We start from the raw sequence: 21,621 nt of genomic DNA, 5'->3' as shown, positions 1-21,621 counted from the left end.
CAGTGCGTTGAACGGTGGAGTACACGGTGGAGTACAACGCACGATAGTTCAGTCCAATGAACCCTGTCATCCAAAATATTGTACGAAGTGGATGGAACGGTGTCCGATCTCGAACAGCTCACCCAGGCACTCGGCCGCAACCTCAAGCGCTGGCGCGGGGAGCGCGGGTTCACCCTGGAGGCCCTCTCCGCCCGGTCGGGGGTGAGCCGCGGCATGATCATTCAGATCGAGCAGGCCCGTACGAACCCCAGCGTCGGCACGACGGTCAAACTGGCCGACGCGCTCGGCGTCAGCATCACCACCCTGCTCGACCACGACCGCGGACCGCGGGTGCAGGTGGTGCTGCCGGGGCAGGGGGTGCAGATGTGGTCCACCGAGAGCGGTAGCGGCGCGAGCATGCTGCTCGGCGACGACCGCAGAGGGCCGGTGGAGATGTGGACCTACCGGCTGGAGCCCGGTGAGGGGACCGCCTCGGACCCGCATCCGCCGGGCACCTTCGAGATGCTGCACGTCACGGTCGGGGAGCTGACGCTGGTGGTCGCCGACGAGGCGTACGCCGTACCGGCCGGCGGGGCCGTCTCCTTCGAGGCGGACGCCCCGCACGCCTACCGCAACGAGGGGCCGGGTCCGATGGAGATGACGCTGGCGGTCTCCATCCCGCCGGTGACCGTCCAGGCGCACGCCCGCGCCTGACCGGGGTGGGGCGGGGTAGGGCAGGTCCCGTGCGCGGTCAGCGCGGGCCGGCGACCCCCATACCGGCGCCGCGGGACGTCCCGCGTGCCGTCTCCGGGGTCGCGCCCAGCACCGGGTGCTTCGCGATCAGGTCCTGGCAGACGGCCAGTACGTCGCGCCGGTCGGCCGTGATCCAGTCCCGGTCCATCGCCCAGCCCCGCAGGACCGGGTCCGGTTCGAAGGCGACGGCCAGGCCGACCTGCTCGAACACCTCGGCATCGGAGGGGGAGTTCCCGATGGCGAAGGAGCTCCGGCGGTCCACCGGGCTGCCCTTGGTCGCCGTGCGCAGCGCCGCGCGCTTGCCGCCGGGCAGGGCCGGTGTGGTGGTGAGGGCTCCGGTGCAGCGGCCGCGCCGGAACTCGGCCCGCATGCCGTGGGCCTCGCCGATGCCCAGCTCCGCCGCCGCGCGCCGGACGATCTCGTACGGGCTCCCCGAGATCAGCACCGTCCGCAGCCCGGCCGCGTGCAGGAGCCGTACGAGCTCGTCGGCGAAGGGCAGGATCCGCTTCCGGGCCTCCGGCCAGGCGGCTTCGGCGGCCCGTTCCACGTCGGTCCGGTCCGCTCCTTCGAGGGCCCGCGCGAAGTGGGCGTAGAAAGCGGCGGCGGTGGGGGCGTGGGCCGCCGCGTCCTGCGGGTCGGCGTCCTCGTCGTGGTAGCCCGCTATCGCGGCGAGCGCCGCCCGCCCGGCCGCCGGTTCGCAGACGCCGCCGGCGATGAGCGACTCCACGAACGGTCCCGCCAGCGAGCCCTCGGCCAGGGTCCCGTCGAGGTCGAGCACGGCGATCCGGGCGTGGCTGTGGGCGTGACTGCGGGCCTGGCTCTGGGCATGACTGATCACGGTGGCACTCCCTGGTCGGGGTCGGTCCGAGGTGCGCGGCAGACCCCGACGGGGAGGCGCGGTCTCAAGTATTCGTACCGTTTGGGCGGTTTGGATACTTGAGCCGCGTTGAAAGGGTTGAAGGGCGGGAGGCTCCCGGACGTCCTACAGGGCCGGGATCTCGATCGCCGGGCAGCGGTCCATGACCATGTCCACACCGGCCGCGCGGGTACGGTCGAAGGCGGTCTCGTCGACCACGTTCAGCTGGAACCAGACGGCCTCCGCGCCCTTCGCGACGGCCTCGTCGGCGACCGTGCCCGCCAGTGCGCTGTTCACGAAGACGTCCACCACGTCCACCTTGAAGGGGATCGCCTCCAGCGAGGGGTAGCCCTGCTCGCCGTGGACCGTCTCCGCCTTGGGGTGCACGGGGACCACGCGCTTGCCGTACCGCTGGAGGACCTCCGCCACGCGGTACGCGGCCCGGTCCTGGTTGTTGGACAGGCCCACCACGGCCCAGGTGTCGCCGAGCTCGGTGAGGATCTTGCGGATGGTTGCCGGGTCGCCGTACACGTGTGCCGCCTCCTGCTGCTGCTGGTCCTGCTGCGTCCGAACCGCTGATGGCCGCTGATGGCCGTCGTCCCGATCAACAGAAAAGACGCATGTCGGATTCCCCGTAGGGTGGACGGGTGAAGGCAGACCAGTACGTGACGGTGGCCCGTGAGGGTGTGCACGAGTCCGAGATCAACCGCTCGCGGTTCCTGTGCGCGCTCGCGCCGGCGGCGACCAAGCGGGAGGCGCAGGAGTTCGTCGCACGGATCCGCAAGGAGCACCCCACCGCCTCGCACAACTGCTACGCCTACGTCATCGGCGCCGACGCCTCCGTGCAGAAGGCCAGCGACGACGGCGAGCCCGGTGGCACCGCCGGGGTGCCGATGCTCCAGATGCTCACGCGCCGGGACATCCGCTATGCGGTCGCCGTCGTCACCCGCTACTACGGAGGCGTGAAACTCGGCGCCGGCGGGCTCATCCGTGCCTACGGCGGTGTCGTCGGGGAGGCGCTCGACGTGCTCGGCACCGTCACCCGCCACCGCTACCGGCTGGTCACCGTCACCGTCGACCACCAGCGGGCCGGCAAGACCGAGAACGACCTGCGCTCCACCGGCAGGACCGTGGTCGACGTGCGCTACGGGGCCGCCGTGGAGATCGAGATCGCCCTCCCCGAGGCCGACCTGCCCGCCTTCGAGGCATGGCTCGCCGACAGCACCGCCGGGAGCGCCACTCTCACGCCGGGCGGGGAGACGTACGCACCCTGAGTGCCGGCGGGGGACGTGTCAGGGGGGTCAGCTCACCGGCTGGGCCGCCTCCACGAGCCGCGGGTCGGAGAAGAACTCGCCGGGCTCGGTGATGCCCGCGTTCACCCGGACGAAGCCGTCCATGGTGTCCTGGCTCTCGGCGACCTTGCCCAGGACCCGCTGCATCTCGGGCGGCGGCGGTTCGAGGGCCGCGAACCCGGCGGTGAACTCGTACATCTGCATGACCCGTTCGTCCCTCGCCCGCTGGTAGCCGCGCATGGCGTCCTCGAACGCACTGCGGCCCGCGAAGGCGTCGCCCAGGGCCTGCGCGCACAACTCGGCGTCCTGGAAGGCGTCCTGGATTCCCTGGGCCGTGATGAAGTCCTTCAGGTACCCGGCATCGCCGACCAGCGCCCACCCCGGCCCGTAGGGGACCCGGAAATGGTTCTCGACGGCGGTGCCGACCAGCCGTCCGGTACTGGTGGCTGCGGCGATCCGCTCGGCGAAGGCCGGCACCCGGTCCAGGGTCTCGTGATAGCCGCCCTCGATGTCGGCGCGGTTCGCCTCGAAGTCCCGCATCGGCAGTCCGCAGATCACCAGCGTCACGTCTTCGTTGGTGGGCCAGGCCGCGAAGGCGCGGTCACCGCGCACGTACGCCTCGAACCCGCCGTGCATCGGCATGTTCGCCCAGTACGTGTAGTAGCTGACCTGGAGCTTCGGCTTCTCCGCGTAGCGGGGGGCGTCCACGGCGCGGGCGACCGCCGAGTGGGCGCCGTCGGCGCCGATGACGACCCGGCCGTACTCGGCGGTCGCGGCCCCGTCCGGGCCGTGGCCGCGGATGCCGGTCACCGCGTCCCCCTCCGTGACCAGGCCCTCCACGGTGAACTTCTCGCGCACCTCGGCGCCGGCCTCCACCGCCGCGTCGACCAGGATCTTGTCGAGGACGGTCCGCCGGGGCGCGTACGAACCCTGGAGGCCCAGGCCGGCCGGCGACCCGGAGATGACGAGGGGGCCCAGGTCGAAGGTGTACGTGGTGATCTCCGGGCACCCGGTGGCGACGACCCGGTCCAGCAGGCCCCAGCGCCGCAGGGCCGCGAGCCCGGGCGGGTGGATGAGGTGGGTGGAGAGCGTGTCGCTGGGGAAGACCGCCCGGTCCACCACCAGGACCCGGCGGCCCTGGCGGGCCAGCAGCATCGCCGTGCTCGCGCCCGCGCAGCGGGCTCCCACGATCACGGCGTCGTAGGTCTTTCCGGTCATCCCGATCGCCTCCCCGAAGGGGTGGGTCTCCTCTGTGTTCCACGGTAGGCGGCGGCGCCGGCCACCGCCCAGGGAGGACCGCCCCGGGCGACGGCGAGCAGCAGGGCCCCGCCGCGCACCCGGCGAGCGCGGGGAAGCAGGTGCATCGTTTGGGCGGCGAGGGGAACGACTTCCCATTTCCGGGGTGATCCGAGGTGAGTGGTGGATCGGGGGGCGGCATGCGTTAGCGTGGCAGGAGTCGACTGCGAGCCCCGTGCTGGTTCGTGCTGGTTTTTGAGGCGCAGTAGGGGTAAACGTGCAGGTCAGGACGATTCTGTGAGATTCCTGCACACCTTTTTGACGCATCCATTAGCATGAACGCTCATTCGAGCGCAAATATGCAGGTCAAGCACCTGGGCCTCGCCTCTCGGCGGGGCCCTCCTGTATCCCCGTGCTGACCTGGTGCTGACCTCTCATCACCCGTCATCACCCCTGCGAACCTCAACCGTGCTGGGTCGGTGCTGACTTAGTGGTCGGCTTCGGAAGTCCTTCGGGGGTTGACTTGAGCACTGGTCGTGTGGGGTGCATGGTCGATCGCGGAGCGATTGCGCCCTGTTGTGTGGTCATCAAGTCAACCGGTTCGCAGGGCCTGCAGCAGTTGCGTCAGCGCGGCGTTGGTGTGGTCCAGGTCTTCGGGGTCGGAGGAGGATGCGAGCCACAGGGCGGCCTCGTTCATTGCCCCGGAGAGCAGGTGGACCAGTGGTGCGACTGGCTGCGGGGCGATGATCCTTGCGTCGATGAGGGAGGACAACGCGTCGGCGAGGTGGCGGGCCGAGGCGGCTTCGTCCATCGCCCGCCATTGGCTCCATCCCAGTACGGCAGGCCCGTCGACCAGCATGACGCGTTGGATGTCCGGATCGGTGGTCGCGGTGAGGAACTCCTGGCAGCCGACGGTCAGCTGGGTCCAGGGATCGTCGTAGGCGTCGGCGGCCGCCGCCACGCGCCGGCCCACTTCCTGCTGCATCTCCTCCAGGACGGCGCGGAAGAGGTCCGCCTTGCCGGTGAAGTGGTGGTAGAGCGCGCCCTTGGTCACCCCGGCTGCCTGGACGATTTCCGCCAGGCCCACCGCGCCGTAGCCGCTGCCTGAGAACAGGCGCCTGCCCTCCCGCAGCAGCGCCTGCCTGGTCTGCTCCCGCTGCTGTGCCCGGATGCCCATCCCACTCCTCGTTGACATACCGACGGTATGCGAATACCGTCATTCGCATACTAATGGTATGTGAAAGGGGTTCAGGTATGAAGCTGACCGGCTTCTATCCCGTGATCGGCACAGCGAAGCTGCGAGAGTCTCGCGACTTCTACACCCGGCTGCTGGGGTTCGAGACGACGTTCGAGGCCGACTGGTACGTCAGCCTGCGCCAGCCGGGAGACCCCGGGTACGAGCTCGCCCTCCTCGACCACAGCCACCCAACGGTTCCCAAGGGCCACCGGATCCCCGCACAGGGAATGCTGCTCAACTTCGAGGTGGAGGACGTGGACGCGGAATGGGAACGGCTCGTCACCAGCGAGGGGCTGCACCCCATCCTTGAACTGCGCAGCGAGGACTTCGGGCAAAGACACTTCATCGTGGCCGATCCCAACGGTGTCCTGATCGATGTGATCACGCCCATCGCCCCCACCGCGGAGTACCGCGAGCAGTACGTCACCAGCTGACCCCCGAGGGGCGTGTTCGTCAACGACCTATCGGGCACGCCCTGGCCACCGGGGACTTGAGGGCTGCGCCGGTGAGGGAAGCCGGAGCTGTCCCTCCCGTTCACCGCCCCGAGAGATGGGCCGCTCTCCTTCCATGCCCGTGTGCTCTGCCGTGCCCGTGGAGCTGACCGCTTCCGAGCGCCACCGACTCAAGAAGATGGCCTACGGCCACAAAACTCCGCACCAGGCACGCCAGCGGGCGGCGATCGTGCTCCTGGCGGCACGAGGTCGCGGCAACGCCCGGATCGCCGCCGAAACCCACCTGCACGTGGATACCGTGCGCCGCTGGCGCGGCCGATTCGCAGCCGGCAGGGTGCCTGCCCTGGCCGACCGCAAGCGATCGGGACGGCCGCCGACATTCACCGCGCTGCAAATCGCCGAAATCAAGGCGCTGGCCTGCCAGTTGCCCACCGAAACCGAAACTCCGCTCTCCCGCTGGTCATGCCCCGAGCTCGCGCGCGAGGCCGTCACCCGGGCCATCACCGAGACGATCTCCGCCTCCACGGTGCGCCGCTGGCTCAAGGACGACGCACTCAAGCCCTGGCAGCACCGCTCCTGGATCTTCATCCGCGACCCGAGCTTCCGCGCCACCGCTCAACGGGTCCTGGACCTCTACGCCCGCACCTTCGACAGCGTCCCGCTCGGCGAAGACGAGTTCGTCATCTCCGCGGATGAGAAGACCTCCATCCAGGCCCGCTGCCACCCCACCCTGGCCCCCGGCCAGGCCCGCGCAATGCGCGTCAACCACACCTACGGGCGCGGCGGAGCCCTGGCCTACCTGGCCGCCTACGACATCCACCGGGCCGAAGTCTTCGGCCGTTGTGAACAGACCACCGGCATCGTGCCGTTCATGAAACTGGTCGAGCAGGTGATGACCAGCGAGCCTTACGCCAGCGCGAGACGCGTGTACTGGATCGTCGACAACGGCTCCTCACATCGCGGCCAGTCGGCCATAGACCGCCTGGCCAACAGGTTTCCGAACGCCGTCATGGTCCATACACCCGTCCATGCCTCCTGGCTGAACCAGATAGAGATCTTCTTCTCCATCGTGCAGCGCAAGGTCGTCTCACCCAACGACTTCACCGACCTCGACCAGGTCAGGGACCGTCTCCGAAGATTCGAAGACCGCTACAACACCACGGCACAGCCGTTCCAGTGGAAGTTCACCACCTCCGACCTGGACGATCTGCTGGCCAGACTCGACCGGCACGCAGGCACCGACCTACTGGAGGAATCCTCCACGGCACTCGCAGCATGATCAACCCCCGAAGGACTTCCGGAGCCGACCACTTAGACAAGCCCAGCCTCGATGCCTTCGGTGGTCTATCGGCAACCTGGGCAACCAGGATCGGACGGGCGAACTTGGCGACATCGGTCTCGGCGGTGACGGTGTGTGGACGGTAGAAGCCAGGGGCCGGTAGGTGTAAGTCAGCCACCGCGGACCGGTGCGGTCCGATTCTTGCGGGAGAGGAATACCTGGGTGGCACGATTCCGCCCGGCTTCAGGCCGCACATCTTCTGGTGTGAACGTTCTCGTTATTCGGCTCTGTCGGGGATCTTGTGATGTCGCAGGGTCACGGGGCGAGGAGTACGCGTTGGCGTAGGACGTCGAGGTTTGGCTTCTAGGACGGCGTCCCGGAGGCCAGGCCGGCGAGGATGTCGGTCTGGGATGAGAACGTTTCCCACATGGCCGACACAGACGAAGTAGAAACCGACGTTGAGCATGCCGTCATCGCTCACTACCGACTGGCCGACGCCGGCCTCGGCGATCCAAGCCAACGGGAGGCCGTCCGCCAGGCTCAGTCCCTGCTGACCGAGGCGATCGAGCAAGCTGACGTCGGCGAGTTCGACGGAAACGAGTACGGAGGAGGCAAGGTGGTCCTCTACGCCTACGGACCGGACGCCGACGCACTCTTCGCTGTCATGAAACCCATCCTGAACGACCTGCCGTTCCGGCCAGCGCACGTCGTCCTGCGCTACGGCTCCGTCGATGACCCATCAGCTGCCGAGCATCGCGTCGACCTCTGACGAGACGAGTCAACAGGAGATCGCATCCCGATGGTGATCCTCGACCTCGTCGAGAAGCTCTCCGCCACGGCGGAAGGCGACACCATCACGCTCTCCATCACCACACCGGACCAGGCCGCACTCGCAGCCTCCTGGTGCGAACGCACCGGCAACACCCTCACCACCGTCGGCGACACCACGATCACCGTCCGCAGAGGCCGCCCACCCGACCCGATCGCCGCCCTGCCCCCGGCCCGCCGACCCGGAGCACGGCTGTGGCTCTACACCAACTTCGACTGCAACCTCGCCTGCGACTACTGCTGTGCCAGGTCTTCACCACAGACGGCCAGGCGGGCACTGGGTGTGGACAGGGTGAAGGAGATCGCGAAGGCCGCCCCGGACGCGGGCGTCAACGAAATCCTGCTCACCGGCGGCGAACCGTTCATGCTCCCCGACCTGGACGAGATCGTCACCGCGTGCACCGCCGTGCTGCCCACCACCCTCCTCACCAACGGAATGCTGTGGCGCGGGCGCCGGCTCCAGATGCTCCAGGCCATGCCCCGCGACCGGCTCACCCTGCAGATCAGCCTCGACTCCGCCACCTCCGACCTGCACGACTCCCACCGCGGCAAAGGCACCTGGGCCAAGGCCGTCGCAGGCATCCGCACCGCCCTCGGCGAGGGCTTCACCGTACGGGTGGCCGCCACCCTCACCACCGACGGCCGGCACGAGGAGAAGGAGCTTCGGTCCTTCCTCGATTCACTCGGCATCGCCCACGAGAACCAGGTGATCCGACCCCTCGCCCACGAGGGCGCCGCCGACGAGGGCTTGGAACTCACCGTGGAAACCCTGGTACCCGAGGTCACCATCACCGCCGACGGCGTCTACTGGCACCCCGTCGGAGCCGATGATGACGAACAGCTCGTCACCCGCGACATTTTCCCCCTGCACACCGCCATCGACCTCGTACGAGAACAGTTCCGCACCTACCGTCTGACGGCCGAGGCATCGCCCCGCACCTTCCCCTGCGCATGAGCCAACGCGCCCCAAGACGTCGGCAGCCCGAGCGGCGGTCAGCAGCCGGGCGAACCCTTCCCGACGCCGGCGGGAAAGCCGCCCATGATGCGCCTACGCGAGCCTGGAACGCACGCTTCAGGCCCGGGGGCTTCGACGGGCAGGTCGTGTCCTCAGCCAGCTGGACCGGCATGGTCAACAACCTCAACGACGCCCTCGCCTGGGGCGTCTTTCCCCTCCTCTTTGCTGCCCACGGCCTGTCCATCGCCCGGATCGGGCTGCTCGCCGCCCTCTATCCCGCTGTCTGGGGCCTCGGTCAGATCCTGACCGGCTGGTGGTCCGACCGTATCGGCCGCAAGCACCTCATCACCGCGGGAATGCTTGTGCAGGCCGCCGCCATCGGCCTGGTCGCCGCAGGCACCGCCTTCCCGGTCTGGGCCCTCGCCCAGATCCTGCTCGGGGCGGGCACCGCGATGGTCTACCCGACCCTGCTCGCCGTGATCGGCGACGTTGCCCATCCGGCCTGGCGGGCCCGTGCCGTCGGCGTCTACCGGCTGAGGCGCGACGGCGGCTTCGCCGTCGGCGCCCTCCTGGCGGGAGCTCTCGCCGACGCCTTCGGCTTCACCACCGCCATCTGGGCCGTCGCCGCCCTCACCGCCGTCTCCGGACTGGTCGTCGCCATCCGGATGTACGAGACACACCCGAGGCCATGAGGACGGCCGGCGCGGCAGGCGCCGCGTGGACGCGTCCAGGGATCCGGATCAGGTGGTCGTCGGGCGGGCGGGGGTTCATCGGGGGGCGCGATTTTGCGGTCGCTCGGCCTAGCCAGGGATCCCCGGCCCGCAGCAGTGCATGCAGGCCCTGGCCGGGGCACTGAGCGTCGATGTGAAGGTGATGCGCCCGTGCTACGGGCGGTGTGTCCCGCGACGGCGGCAGGAGCCGCCATCGCGGTGTGGGTGTCCTCGCCGCTGCCGATCAGGTTCGGCCGTCAGATCTTGCCGGGGATAGGCAGGCGCCCAGGCCGACGATGAGGACCTGGTGGTGAGCCCGCCACGGCCGTGGTCCAGGGCGTGGTCGGCTGGTACGTCGGTGCACCAACGGGGGAGCACCCATCGACCCGTTCCACTAGTACGTGGGCGGCGAGCTGCGGATCACCTTCGAATGGCCCACGGACAGGTACGGCACCACACTCGACGACCTGCTCCGCCGCCTCGGCACGCGCCCGGCCCGAAGCCGAGGCGCCGATCGTCACCCTCGGGCCTTCGTCACCCTTCCCTTGATTCTCGCGATGCCCAACGTTCCGGCGGGCGATACCGTTCGCCATCTGCTGCCGGTGCGGCGGCTCTGCGCGGCCGCCATGTGCTCGTGGGGAGGAACTGGTCGACAGCCACGGCCCGACTGCCTGGCCAGAACACGCCGCGACCGCACCCGCTTCTCCGTCCCGCCACGGCCGCCCGCGGTGGCGGCCGTGGCGGGGATGCGGTGGCCATGGTCCAGCGGCCGCTCCCGAGGGCCAAGGGCAGGGCACCCGTCAGCCCGTCAGGGACCTCCACATGGTCAGGGGTCGGTCCTCGACCGTGATCTGGTCCTCGTGGCCGTGGCCGTCGCGGATCACGATGATCCGGTACTGGTCCTGGTGGAACACCCAGAACAGACTCATTCCGTTGATCCGTTGCATGTCCGGGACCGCGAGGAATTCGTCGACCCGTGTGATCCCGGTCAGTGATCGCCACAGGTCGAGCCCTCGGTCGCCGCGCTCGAGGGCGTCCTGGTGCATCCTGCCGTCGGCGACCGAGATGAGCCGGTAGACCTGACGACCCATGAGGGTGTGGAAGACCCAGTAGTGGCTCTTGCCGTTCACCCGCTGCATGTCGGACACCGGCAGAAAGGCGTCCACCCTTTCGATGCCGCTGAACGAGGCCCAAGCGGAGAGCGAACGGTCCGGCAGGTCGGTCCCGGCCGCCTGCTCGGGAGGGAGCCCGGACTCGGCGCCGTCGGCGATCCAGATCCGCCGGTAGACCTGCCGGCCCTCGATGGTGTGGAACAGCCAGAACCGGCTGCGGCCATTGATCCGCTGTTCGTCCGGGACGGGCAGGACCGCGTCGACCTTCGTCACTCCGACGTAGCACGGCCACATGGTCAGCGGCCGGTCGGGGCGTTCGCGGACGTCCGTGTGCTCGTCCCCGTCGGCGATGGAGACGGTTCGACAGACGGCGCCGTCACTGGCCGCCCCGTACGCCCAATACCAGCTCTTGCCCTTGTCCCGTTGCATGTCGGGGATGGGCAGGAAGGCGTCGGTCGGCCGGACGACCGCGGGCGGCGTGTCGGTGAGCCGGCCGTCACCGAGCAGCCGCAGCAGGGTCAGCGAGGGAGCGAAGGCGTAGATGGACCCCTCGGTGAAGACGAACTGGCTCAGGCTCAGCTGTGTGGTCTTGCCGGGGGTCTCGTAGCTGAGCTTGCCGGCGGCGCCGACCATTCCGTCGGGGCCGGGCTTGTTGGTCCGGTTGGGTGGAAAGTCCGGGCTGTCGATCCACGCCTTCTGGATGAACTCGAACTGCTGCACAAGGTCCGACTGGTAGCAGACGAAGAGCAGACCACGCTTCTCGTCGGGCCCTCCGGGGCCCTCCGAGGCGGGGTCGAAGGGCGCGCCGTACGGGGCGCCGCGGCGGATGATCCGGCGGCGGTCCATCACCGGGTTCTCGTCGAACGGCCGGTCGCCGGGCTTCTCCTGCAGGCCGTCCCGGGGGTTGGTCTTGCGCAGGTGTGAGAAGAGCGGGGTGATGAAGCCCTCGGGGTCGTTGCGGTAGCCGAAGTCGTTGTCCTCGCCGGCCAGCGCGCTGGAGGGCCGGTCGGCATTCGGGCACGTGGCGACGGGGGTGCCGGACCGCCACCGGCCGACGAGGCGGGCCGCCAGCCACTCCGTGGTGGCCTCGGGCGGCACCACCTTGGCCTGCTTGAGCGCCTTCAGCTGCCCGGCGACCTGGAACCAGAAACCGGGGACGTCCTGGCCGAGCCGACGCACCACCTGGAAGCTGCCGTTGTCGGCCCAGTCGGGCGTCTCGTGCGGTACGCCACCGACCCGGTCGTGCCCGACGACGAACTCGCCGGGCGGGATCAGCCGGGTGCCGTGATGTCCCTTGACGTACTCGGGCTTGACGGGGTCCGGCTCGTCGAAGCCGATGACACCGGGCTCGCTGACGCCGTCCTTGAAGCCGAAGTGCTCCTTCCCCCTCCGGGTGCCGGTCAGGGTGGCGGCGTCCTGCTGGAACACGATCACGATCTTGGCCGCGGCGCATGCCTCGCGCTGCTGTCTGACCGTCGCCTGGAGGTCCTGGACGGTGTCCGAGGCGACGGTGAGCACGGCGTGGACGACCTGGCCCTTGCCGTTGCCGAAGAGCCACATCTCCGGCGAGCTGTCGCCGGTGTCCCCGAGCGCCCGCTTGTCCGAGCCCTGTTTGAAGGCCTCCAGGCCGCTGCCGGGCTTGACGGAGGGCAGCGGATCCTTGCCGGTCAGCTGCCGCAGGCCCTCGTGGGTGAGACTGACGTTGATCCAGGTGGCCTTCAGCGCCTTCGGGTCGTCGCCGGCCGAGGCTTTCCTGGCCTTGCTGAAGGCGGCGTTGAAGACGGCCACCTGCCGCGTCGTGGAGATCTGCGGTTCCAGCGCCTTGACCCAGGTGCGCGCCCGCGCCGCGTCCTCGAACTTGAGGAACAGCAGGGTCATCTGGTCCTTCTTGAAGCCGGCGATCACATCACCCTGGATGTCGTCGCTCTCACGCAGCTTGAGATCGTCCACCATTCGCTCTCCAGAAGATCGACACCTCCACGCCGATGCTGCGCAGAGTAATCAACAACCTATGCGGCACTCCCGCACCCTCCCGCCGACCGACTGGCCGATTACGCCGACCGCCGCCCCTTCACGCCCCGAATGTGCTGGTCGAAAGCGCGCGGAAGCCTTTGGGTGGTCCGAGTCACTCGCCTGCACGTCTCGGGGTGACAGCCGACCGGCGCGCCTCAACACTGAAGATCGTCACTGTGCGTGATCATGTGGCAGTCCTGGCGCAGCCCGTGTCAGCCGACGTGTCCCCCAGTCGGAGCGCTGTGCCTTCCTCTCGCCAGCAAGGAGTCCCATGTCCCGCAGTAATCCGCGCCTACCCGCCCGCCGGAGGCTCGCCACGGCGATCTCCGTCTGCGCCGCCACCGCGATGGCCGTGTCCATGGCCCTGGCATCGGCAAGCCCCGTACTCGCCCACACTGGTCACGGAGACGAGAGCGACGACGTCCCGTACGGCCCCGCCTCCCGGGCGGCGAGCGCACCGGTCACCGTCGACCCGGAGGAGGCCGCGACACTCGGCAAGGAACACGCCGAGGAGCACGCCCGCACCCGAATGGCCATGGCCGGGATCGGCGAGTACCCGCAGACCACCCGCACGGCGCGGCTCAAGGCGCTGACCGCCTCCCAGGAGAAGGCCAACGCGTCCTTCGACGCCGCCGAGTTCGGCCGGTTCCGGGAGTACTTCCAGTCCCCGGACTTCGCGGCCCACATCGCGCTGCTGCCCACCGGCAAGGTCCTCTTGTTCTCCTTCGAGCGGATCGAGACCAACCCGCAGAATGAGCCCGCCCCCACCCAAACCATCGGCAAGGAGAACGCCGGCCGCGCCTGGATCTGGGACCCTGCCAAGGGGACCGGCGCCGGCGCATTCACCGAGAAGAAGCCACCGGTCATCAACATGCCCGACGGCAAGAACGAACCCCGCCCGGCCCCGTTCTTCTGCGCCGGCCACTCCTACCTGCCCAACGGCATGCTCGGCGTCTTCGGCGGCAACCTCGGCGGCAACGGAGGCAGCGGCGCCAAGCTGTCCCTGGTCTTCGACCCCTGGGCGGAGGAGTGGTACCTGAACAAGGACATGTCCGTCGGCCGGTGGTACCCGAGCGTGGTCACCGGCGCCGACGGACGCCAGGTGATCATGTCCGGCCAGTCGGAGCTCGGCTGGGGCACCCCCACCCCGGTCGTCGAGCGCTTCCCCGCCGCGACCCAACAGGTGCCCTTCGAGAAGTCGGTCAAGCCGATCGGCTGGGGAGTGGACCAGCTCAAGACCGAAGCCCCCTTCAAGTGGGACTACCCGCAGTTGTTCTCGCTGCGCGACGGGAAGATCTACGGACTCGGCCGCTCCGTGGACCAGCAATGGCTCTTCGACACCGCCGCCGACACCAAGACCGACCTGCCGAACCGCCCGGACATCAACAAGGGCAAGCCGGGCCCGGACGGCGGGGAGTGGAGGCGCAACTACGGCTCCGCGGTCCCCCTGCCGGCCGGTTTCAGAGGCCCCGACTCGGTCCTGGTCCTCGGCGGCGACCGCAACGACCCGAACACCTACCGTCTGGCCGGCGGCAAGTGGAACACCGAGAAGCCCCGCGCCTTCGGCCGTACCCAGGACGACACTCTGCTCCTGCCGAACGGCAACCTGCTCACCGTCAACGGTGCCTTCGACATCCGCGACTACGGCAACGGGCCGTACAACCCCAACGCCGACCTCAAGTACCGCCAGGTCGAACTGCGCGATGAGAACGGCGACTGGAGGCTCGGCCCCGTCCAGCGGCTTCCGCGCGGCTACCACTCCAACGCCGTGGTCCTCCCGGACGGCCGAGTCATGGTCACGGGCGACGAGCTCCAGCAGCTCGCCAACGACCCCGACATCACCGACAACAACAACGGCAGCATCGAGATCTACGAGCCCGCCTATCTCCACCAGGGCAGCCGCCCCGCGCTCGGCCTGATCTTCAACCCCAGCGTCGCCTACAACGAGAAGATCACGGTCAGCACCAGCACGCCCAACGACGTCACCCGCGCCGTCCTGCTGGCCCCGACCACCGCCACCCACTCGATCAACACCAGCCAGCGTCACCTAGAACTACGCATCAAGAGCCGCAGCGGCAACTTCCTGGAGCTCCAGGCCCCACCGACCGCCGCCGCGGCCCCGCCCGGCCACTACATGCTCTTCCTCCTCAACGAGGAAGGCGCACCGAGCAAGGCGGGCTGGATCCAGCTCAAGCCCCCGACGGTCGCCGCGGGTGCCACCGCCACCAAGGTGAAGCCCGGCGGCTGACACCCGCCGGCACCTCCGGGACGAGCCCCCAGCCTGGTCACGGGACACGGCTGGGGGCTCAATGCGGACAGCCCGCGTGAGCCCCGCCGAGCCCTGCCGGCCCTTCCCGCAGATTTTGTCCTCGACCACGCCACACAGTGGACGTCGTGCGCCGGGACGCCGACGACGACGGCCGCGCCCCGAACGAGCGGCTGCGGGCCGGCGGTGGGGCGCCGCTGGAAGAGCGGCGGATGGTCCCCCGTACCCAGGTGATGGCCACGGGCGCGATCGACGGCACAAGAACCTGAACGTGCGGCCTCTACAGCTTCACCGCCTCCACCGCGGCCGGGGGTAGCCTGCGGCCGCTGCGCGACCCGGACGCCGTCGAACTCGACGACGACGAGGACGGTGCGGAGGACTGAACGGCGTCAGGGACTGGCAGGGCGGTGATCAGCTTCCGGGCCACCGTCTTGGTCAGCCGTTCCAGGGCCTGCGCGGCATGAGGAATTGACTTCCAATTTTCGGGGTGATCTGAGGTGAGTGGGGGATCAGGGGGCGCCATGGGTTAGCGTGGCAAGCGTTGATGGCGAGCCCCCGTGCTGGTTCGTGCTGGTTTTTGAGGCGCAGTAGGGGTAAACGTGCAGGTCAGGGCGATTTCATGAGATTCCTGCACACCTCCGACTGGCATCTGGGCCGGAGCTTCCACCGGGTGAACCTGCTCGGCGCTCAGGCCGCCTTCATCGACCACCTCGTCGAGTCCGTACGGGAGCACGAGGTCGACGCCGTCCTCGTCGCCGGCGACGTGTACGACCGCGCCGTGCCCCCGCTGCCCGCCGTCGAGCTGTACGACCGGGCCCTGCACCGGCTCGCCGACCTCGGCGTGCCCACCGTGATGATCTCCGGGAACCACGACTCCGCCCGCCGCCTCGGTGTCGGGGCGGGGCTGATCGGGCGGGCCGGGATCCACCTCAGGACCGACCCCGCCGGGTGCGCCGACCCCGTGGTGCTGGCCGACGTACACGGTGACGTGGCGCTGTACGGGCTGCCGTACCTGGAGCCGGCGCTCGTCAAGGACGAGTTCGGTGCCGCGAAGGTGAGCCACGAGGCCGTTCTGGGCGCGGCCATGGACCGGATCCGGGCGGACCTCGCCGGCCGTGCGCCCGGGACCCGCTCCATCGTCCTCGCCCATGCCTTCGTCACCGGCGGGCAGGCCAGCGACAGCGAGCGCGACATCACCGTCGGCGGGGTCGAGGCCGTGCCGGCCTCCGTCTTCGACGGGGTCGACTACGCCGCCCTCGGCCACCTCCACGGCTGCCAGACGATCAGCGAACGGGTCCGCTACTCCGGTTCCCCGCTCGCCTACTCCTTCTCCGAAGCCGATCAGCGCAAGAGCATGTGGCTCGTGGAGCTGGGTGGTGGCGGGGAGATCGTGAACGCCGAGCGCGTCGACACCCCCGTCCCGCGCGGCCTCGCCCGGGTCCGGGGACCGCTGGAGGAACTGCTCACCGAGGGCGCGTACGCCCGGCACGAGGACTCCTGGCTGGAAGCCACCCTCACCGACCCCGTCCGGCCCGAGGACCCCATGGCGAAGCTCGCCGTCCGCTTCCCGCACACCCTCAGCCTGGCCTTCGACCCCGAGGGCCGCACCGAGGACGCGGGCGGGTCCTACGCGCAGCGGCTCAAGGGCCGCAGCGACCGGGAGATCGCCGAGGACTTCGTCGCCCACGTGCGCGGGGGCGGCGGCTACTCCGACGAGGCCGAGCGGTCCGTGCTCCAGGGCGCCTTCGACGAGGTCCGGGCCGAGGACAGCCGGCAGGAGACCCACCGATGAGGCTGCACCGGCTCCGCATCACCGCCTTCGGGCCCTTCGCCGAACCGCAGGAGATCGACTTCGACGCCCTCTCCGGCGCCGGGATCTTCCTGCTGCACGGTCCCACCGGCGCGGGCAAGACCTCCGTCCTGGACGCCGTCTGCTACGCCCTCTACGGTTCCGTCCCCGGCTCCCGCCAGGCCCCCGGCACCAGCCTGCGCAGCGACCACGCGGCCTCGGACACCCCGACCGAGATCACCCTCGAACTCACCGCGGGCGGCCGGCGCCTGGAGATCACCCGGCGCCCCGAACAGGACCGGCCCAAGAAGCGCGGCACCGGGACGACGAAGGACAAGGCGCAGAGCTGGCTGCGCGAGTACGACGGGGAGAAGTGGGACGCCCTGAGCCGCTCCCACCAGGAGATCGGCGAGGAGATCGAGCAGCTGCTCGGCATGAGCCGCGAGCAGTTCTGCCAGGTCGTGCTGTTGCCGCAGGGCGAGTTCGCGCGCTTCCTGCGGGCCGACGAGGTGGCGCGCGGCCGGCTGCTGGGCCGGCTCTTCGACACCCGCCGCTTCGCCGCCGTGGAAACCCTGCTCGGCGAGCGGCGCCGCGCCGCCGAGGCCAAGGTCCGCGCCGGTGACGAGCAAGTGCTGCACACCGCCCAGCGCCTCGCCCAGGCCGCCGGAGACGCCGCAGACCTGCGCGCCTGGCCGCTGCCCCGGCACCAGCCGGGCGACCCCGGGCTGGCCGGGGCGATCCGGGCCTGGGCCGCCGTCGTGCGCTGCTCCGCCCGGGAGCGGCTCACCGTCGCCGAGTACGCCCTCGCCGCCGTCGAGGGGCGCTACCACGCCGCCCGGCGGGCCGCCGAGGAGGCGCGGGAGCTCGACCGGCTGCAGCGCCGGCACGCGGAGACCACCCGTCGGGCGGCCCTGCTCGCCGAGGCCGGTCCGGAGCGGGAGCGGGTGCGCGCCCTCCTCGACCGGGCCCGGCGCGGAGCCCTCGTCGCCCCCGCCCTGGAGCTGCGCGGAGCCGCCGCCGGCGCCCACATGGCCGCCGCGCACGCGGAGTCGGTGGCCCGGGCGGAGCTGCCGCCGCAGCTCGCCGAAGCGGGGACCGAGCAGCTGGCCGCGGTCGAGCAGAGGCTGCGGGGCGATCTGGGAGCACTCGGAGCCGCCCGCCGCGCCGAGCAGCGCAGCGCCGAGATCGGCCGCGAACGGGCCGACCTGGAACGGGAGTCCCGCGCAGCCGAGGAGCAGCAGCAGGAGACCGCCGAGTGGCTCGGCCGCTGGGAGGCCACCCGGACCGAGCTGGCCGGGCGCGCGGACGCCGCCCAGCAGGCCGCGACCCTGGCCGAGCAGCTCGCCGGCAAACTGGAGCCCGCCAGGCTGCACCTGCACGCCGCCCGGCGGCGCGACGCCCTCGACGAGGACGCGGAGCGGGCGTCCGGCGAACTGCTCACCGCGCGCGAGGAGTCGGCCGCCGCCCGGGAGCACTGGCTGGAACTCAAGGAGACCCGGCTGCGCGGGATCGCCGCGGAGCTCGCCGCCGCCCTGGTGGCGGGGGAGCCCTGCACCGTGTGCGGGGCCGCGGAGCACCCCGCTCCCGCCCGGCCCGCCCCCGGTCACGTCGACCGGGCCGCGGAGGAGTCGGCGCACGCCCGCTTCGAGGGGGCCGAGGAGCGCAGGGCCGGCGTCGAGCGCAGGCTCGCCGCCGTCCGGGAGGCCCGCGCCGAGGCCGCGGCCGCCGCGGGGGAGGCCACCACCGCCGAGCTCCTGGAACTCACCTCCGGGCTGAGCTCCCGGCACGCCGAGGCGCACGCCGCTGCCGCCGGACTGCACACCGCCCGCGAGCGGCTGGCCCGCGCGGAGCGGGAGCACGCGGTGCGCAGCGCCGAGCGGAGCGAAGCCGACGCCCGGGCCGCGGCGCGGGCTTCGCGCCGCGAGGCCCTGGACCGGGAGCAGGCCTCGCTGGAAGGGGAGCTCACCCTCGTACGGGACGGGGCGCCCAGCGTCGCGGCCCGCGCCGGAGTGCTGGAGGACAGGGTCCGCATGGTCACGGCGGCGGCCGTCTCGCTGCGCCGGGCCGAAACCACCGCCGCCCGGCTGAAGGAGGCCGACGACCAGCTCGCCGACGCCGCCTTCAAGGCCGGCTTCGACACCATCGAGGAGGCGGCCGACGCCGTGCTCCCCGAGTACGAACGCAGCGCGCTCCAACGCCGCACCGACGCCTGGCAGGCGGAGGAGGCCATGCTGGCCGACCGCCTCGGCGAGGCCGACACCGCCGCGGCGGCGGCCCTGCCCCCGGCCGCGCCGGAGGCGGCCGAGGCGTACGCGGCGCAGGCAGCCGCGAAGCTTCGTACGGCCGGGTCCGCCGTGGACGCGGCCCGGGTCCGGTGCCGGGACCTCGACGGGCTCTCCCTCCAGGCGGAGCGGGAGCTGCGCTCCCTGGGACCGCTGCGCGAGGCCTACGAACGGGTGGCCCGGCTCGCCGGACTCACCGCGGGCACCTCCGCGGACAACGAGCGCAAGATGCGGCTCGAGGCGTACGTGCTCGCGGCCCGGCTGGAGCAGGTCGCCGCCGCGGCCACGGTACGGCTGCTGCGCATGTCGGGCGGCCGCTACACCCTGCTGCACTCCGACGCCAGGGCGAGCGGGCGGGGGCGTTCCGGGCTCGGGCTGCACGTGGTCGACGCCTGGACCGGCAGCGAGCGGGACACCGCCACGCTGTCCGGCGGCGAGACCTTCTTCGCCTCGCTCGCGCTCGCACTGGGCCTGGCCGACGTGGTGACCGACGAGGCGGGCGGCATGCGGCTCGACACGCTCTTCATCGACGAGGGCTTCGGCAGCCTTGACGACCAGGCACTGGACGAGGTGCTCGACGTACTGGACTCGCTGCGCGAACGCGACCGCAGCGTCGGCATCGTGAGCCACGTCGCCGACCTGCGGACCCGGGTGCAGGCCCAGCTGGAGATCGTCAAGCAGCGCGGTGGCTCGGTGGTGCGGCACCGCACGTCGGGCGGAACGGGCTGAAACCCCTGGTCAACGGGGTGAAACCGGTCCTCGGGGACACTCGGGAACCCTCCCGGCCGCTCCGCGCCGTGTGTGCACGGCGCGGAGCGGCCGGGCTCCCGTCGGTCAGAGCTTCGACAGCTCGTCCACCAGGTCGTCCAGGCCCAGCGAACCCTGGGACAGCGCCGCCATGTGCCAGGCCTTCAGGTCGAAGGAATCACCGTGCGCGGCACGCGCGTTGTCACGGCCCTGGAGCCAGGCGCGCTCGCCCAGCTTGTAGCCGATCGCCTGGCCCGGCATCGAGAGGTAGCGGGTGAGCTCGCTCTCGACGAAGTCGCCCGGCCGGCCGCTGTGCAGGCCGAAGAACTCCTGCGCCAGGTCCACCGTCCAGCGCTCGCCCGGGTGGAACGGCGAATCCGCCGGGATCTCCAGACCCAGGTGCATGCCGATGTCCACGATGACGCGCGTGGCGCGCATCATCTGGGCGTCCAGGTACCCGAGGCGCTGCTCGGCGTCCTTGAGGTAGCCCAGTTCGTCCATCAGCCGCTCCGCGTACAGCGCCCAGCCCTCGCAGTTGGCGCTGACGAGACCGATGCTGGCCTGGTAGCGGGAGAGCTGGTCCGCCACGTGCGTCCACTGCGCCAGCTGGAGGTGGTGGCCCGGAACGCCCTCGTGGTACCAGGTGGAGACCAGGTCGTAGACGGGGAAGCGGGTCTGGCCCATCGTCGGCAGCCAGGTGCGCCCCGGACGGGAGAAGTCCTCCGAGGGGCTCGTGTAGTACGGAGCCGCGGCGCCGCCCGGAGGGGCGATCCGCGACTCCACGCGCTTGACCCGCTCGGCGAGTTCGAAGTGGGTGCCGTCGAGGTTCTCGATGGCCTCGTCCATCAGGCCCTGCAGCCAGGCCTGGACCTCGTCCACGCCCTCGATGTGGGTGCCGTGCTCGTCCAGGTGCCCCAGCACCTCCCAGGGACCGGCGTCCGGCAGGATCTTGGCGGCTTCCGTCTTCATCTCGGCCAGCAGCCGGTGGTACTCGGACCAGCCGTAGGCGTACGCCTCGTCCAGGTCAAGGTCGGCACCGTTGAAGTAGCGGGACCAGCGGGCGTAGCGCTCGCGGCCCACCGGGTCGGGCTTGCCCTCGACGGCGGGGGCGTACACGTCCCGCATCCAGTCGCGCAGTTCCACGACGGCGGCGGTCGCGCCGGCGGCGGCCGCGTCGAGCTCGGCGCGCAGCGCCTGGGGGCCGGTGGCGGCGAACTCCGCGAAGTAGCCGCCCTTGCCCGCGCTCTCGGGGCCCTCGCCCTCGCCCGCCCAGGCGGTGAGCTGCTCGATGAAGGTGGCGGTGGTGCGCGGGCTCCCGAACAGGCCGCGGTCCAGGCCGAGCGCGAGGCACTCGCGGTAGCCCGCGTACGCGACCGGTACGGCGCGCAGTCGCTCGGCGATCGCCGCCCAGTCCTCGTCGGTCTCGGCCGGGGTCAGGGAGAAGATCTCGCGGACCGAGTGCGCGGGGGAGTGGATGTTGCTGACCGCGCACAGGTCCTCGTCGGCCTCGTGGACGGCGAGTTCGGCGGTGAGCCGCTCGCGCAGCAGCCGGGCGCAGCGGCGCTCGACATCGCTGTCGGCGCCCGGCTGCCGCTCGGCGGCGTCGAGCCGCGCGAGCGTGGTGCGGGTGAGTTCGGCGGCCGCCGCGCGGCCCGCGGGGGAGAGGTCCGGGAGCTTGCCGGAGCTCGCGGCGACACCGAGATAGGTGCCCGTGATCGGGTCGATGGCGATGAGGTCGTCGACGTAGGCGTCGGCGACCTGGCGGGGCAGGCGCGCTGCGCTGTCACTGGTGATGATGTCTGACATGTGGACATCTTCGTACGCGGGACGGGTCC

Annotated in this window: 17 protein-coding genes; 11 read left to right on the top strand and 6 right to left on the bottom strand. The window is 70.8% G+C overall.

Translation table 11 applies throughout. The features are described from left to right. The first annotated feature begins 99 nt into the window (after positions 1 to 99). Entirely contained in the window at positions 100 to 693 is a 594-nt protein-coding gene (locus ACODT5_RS23405) for a helix-turn-helix domain-containing protein (RefSeq protein WP_422521258.1), read from the top strand. A gap of 37 nt (positions 694 to 730) precedes the next feature. Here the strand turns inward: ACODT5_RS23405 and ACODT5_RS23400 are convergent, their stop codons facing one another. Continuing rightward, positions 731 to 1,570 (bottom strand): HAD family hydrolase, encoded by an 840-nt coding sequence (locus ACODT5_RS23400; protein ID WP_422521257.1) that lies wholly within the window; start codon positions 1,568 to 1,570, stop codon positions 731 to 733. A 144-nt stretch (positions 1,571 to 1,714) separates the two neighbouring features. Further along, entirely contained in the window at positions 1,715 to 2,119 is a 405-nt protein-coding gene (locus tag ACODT5_RS23395) for a CoA-binding protein (RefSeq protein WP_422521256.1), read from the bottom strand. 116 nt (positions 2,120 to 2,235) lie between these two features. On the opposite strand from ACODT5_RS23395, the gene ACODT5_RS23390 reads away from it, so the two are divergent. After that, positions 2,236 to 2,862, top strand: coding sequence for a YigZ family protein (locus ACODT5_RS23390; RefSeq protein ID WP_422521255.1), 627 nt, complete (start codon positions 2,236 to 2,238; stop codon positions 2,860 to 2,862). A 27-nt stretch (positions 2,863 to 2,889) separates the two neighbouring features. Here the strand turns inward: ACODT5_RS23390 and ACODT5_RS23385 are convergent, their stop codons facing one another. Next, the gene (locus ACODT5_RS23385) at positions 2,890 to 4,098 is read right to left on the bottom strand and encodes an NAD(P)/FAD-dependent oxidoreductase (protein WP_422521254.1); all 1,209 of its coding nucleotides are present in this window, start codon (positions 4,096 to 4,098) and stop codon (positions 2,890 to 2,892) included. A 610-nt stretch (positions 4,099 to 4,708) separates the two neighbouring features. Beyond that, entirely contained in the window at positions 4,709 to 5,293 is a 585-nt protein-coding gene (locus tag ACODT5_RS23380) for a TetR/AcrR family transcriptional regulator (protein WP_422521253.1), read from the bottom strand. A 77-nt stretch (positions 5,294 to 5,370) separates the two neighbouring features. On the opposite strand from ACODT5_RS23380, the gene ACODT5_RS23375 reads away from it, so the two are divergent. The 5 genes from ACODT5_RS23375 to ACODT5_RS23355 all read left to right on the top strand — a co-directional run bounded on the left by ACODT5_RS23375 (position 5,371) and on the right by ACODT5_RS23355 (position 9,559). Further along, the gene (locus ACODT5_RS23375; RefSeq protein ID WP_422517274.1) at positions 5,371 to 5,787 is read left to right on the top strand and encodes a VOC family protein; all 417 of its coding nucleotides are present in this window, start codon (positions 5,371 to 5,373) and stop codon (positions 5,785 to 5,787) included. 133 nt (positions 5,788 to 5,920) lie between these two features. Further along, positions 5,921 to 7,084, top strand: coding sequence for an IS630 family transposase (locus tag ACODT5_RS23370; RefSeq protein ID WP_422517275.1), 1,164 nt, complete (start codon positions 5,921 to 5,923; stop codon positions 7,082 to 7,084). Positions 7,085 to 7,511: 427 nt separating this feature from the next. Further along, positions 7,512 to 7,853, top strand: a complete 342-nt coding sequence (locus ACODT5_RS23365; protein ID WP_422521252.1) for a hypothetical protein — start codon at positions 7,512 to 7,514, stop codon at positions 7,851 to 7,853. Between the two features lie 30 nt (positions 7,854 to 7,883). Further along, positions 7,884 to 8,867, top strand: a complete 984-nt coding sequence (locus ACODT5_RS23360) for an Rv1681 family radical SAM protein (RefSeq protein ID WP_422521251.1) — start codon at positions 7,884 to 7,886, stop codon at positions 8,865 to 8,867. A 146-nt stretch (positions 8,868 to 9,013) separates the two neighbouring features. Beyond that, the gene (locus ACODT5_RS23355; RefSeq protein ID WP_422521250.1) at positions 9,014 to 9,559 is read left to right on the top strand and encodes an MFS transporter; all 546 of its coding nucleotides are present in this window, start codon (positions 9,014 to 9,016) and stop codon (positions 9,557 to 9,559) included. 818 nt (positions 9,560 to 10,377) lie between these two features. On the opposite strand, the gene ACODT5_RS23350 is transcribed toward ACODT5_RS23355, so the two are convergent. After that, positions 10,378 to 12,642, bottom strand: a complete 2,265-nt coding sequence (locus ACODT5_RS23350) for a Dyp-type peroxidase (RefSeq protein WP_422521249.1) — start codon at positions 12,640 to 12,642, stop codon at positions 10,378 to 10,380. 331 nt (positions 12,643 to 12,973) lie between these two features. Here ACODT5_RS23350 and ACODT5_RS23345 point away from each other — a divergent pair, with 331 nt between their 5' ends. The 4 genes from ACODT5_RS23345 (at position 12,974) to ACODT5_RS23330 (ending at position 19,768) form a co-directional block, all read left to right on the top strand. Continuing rightward, on the top strand, positions 12,974 to 14,950 hold the full coding sequence (locus tag ACODT5_RS23345; RefSeq protein ID WP_422521248.1) for a galactose oxidase early set domain-containing protein: 1,977 nt from the start codon (positions 12,974 to 12,976) through the stop codon (positions 14,948 to 14,950). A 146-nt stretch (positions 14,951 to 15,096) separates the two neighbouring features. Further along, positions 15,097 to 15,237, top strand: a complete 141-nt coding sequence (locus tag ACODT5_RS23340; RefSeq protein WP_422525275.1) for a hypothetical protein — start codon at positions 15,097 to 15,099, stop codon at positions 15,235 to 15,237. A 350-nt stretch (positions 15,238 to 15,587) separates the two neighbouring features. Next, on the top strand, positions 15,588 to 16,760 hold the full coding sequence (locus tag ACODT5_RS23335; protein WP_422521247.1) for an exonuclease SbcCD subunit D: 1,173 nt from the start codon (positions 15,588 to 15,590) through the stop codon (positions 16,758 to 16,760). Continuing rightward, on the top strand, positions 16,757 to 19,768 hold the full coding sequence (locus tag ACODT5_RS23330; RefSeq protein WP_422521246.1) for an AAA family ATPase: 3,012 nt from the start codon (positions 16,757 to 16,759) through the stop codon (positions 19,766 to 19,768). Before ACODT5_RS23335 ends, ACODT5_RS23330 begins: the two co-directional genes overlap by 4 nt. Before the next feature lie 105 nt (positions 19,769 to 19,873). Here the strand turns inward: ACODT5_RS23330 and ACODT5_RS23325 are convergent, their stop codons facing one another. After that, on the bottom strand, positions 19,874 to 21,592 hold the full coding sequence (locus ACODT5_RS23325) for a DUF885 domain-containing protein (RefSeq protein ID WP_422521245.1): 1,719 nt from the start codon (positions 21,590 to 21,592) through the stop codon (positions 19,874 to 19,876). Positions 21,593 to 21,621: the final 29 nt, after the last annotated feature.

The sequence above is a fragment of the Streptomyces tatrensis genome (assembly GCF_049310065.1).
Lineage (GTDB): Bacteria > Actinomycetota > Actinomycetes > Streptomycetales > Streptomycetaceae > Streptomyces.
Note: the sequence above shows the minus strand (reverse complement) of the source record. Positions and strands in the feature narration are given on the sequence as shown.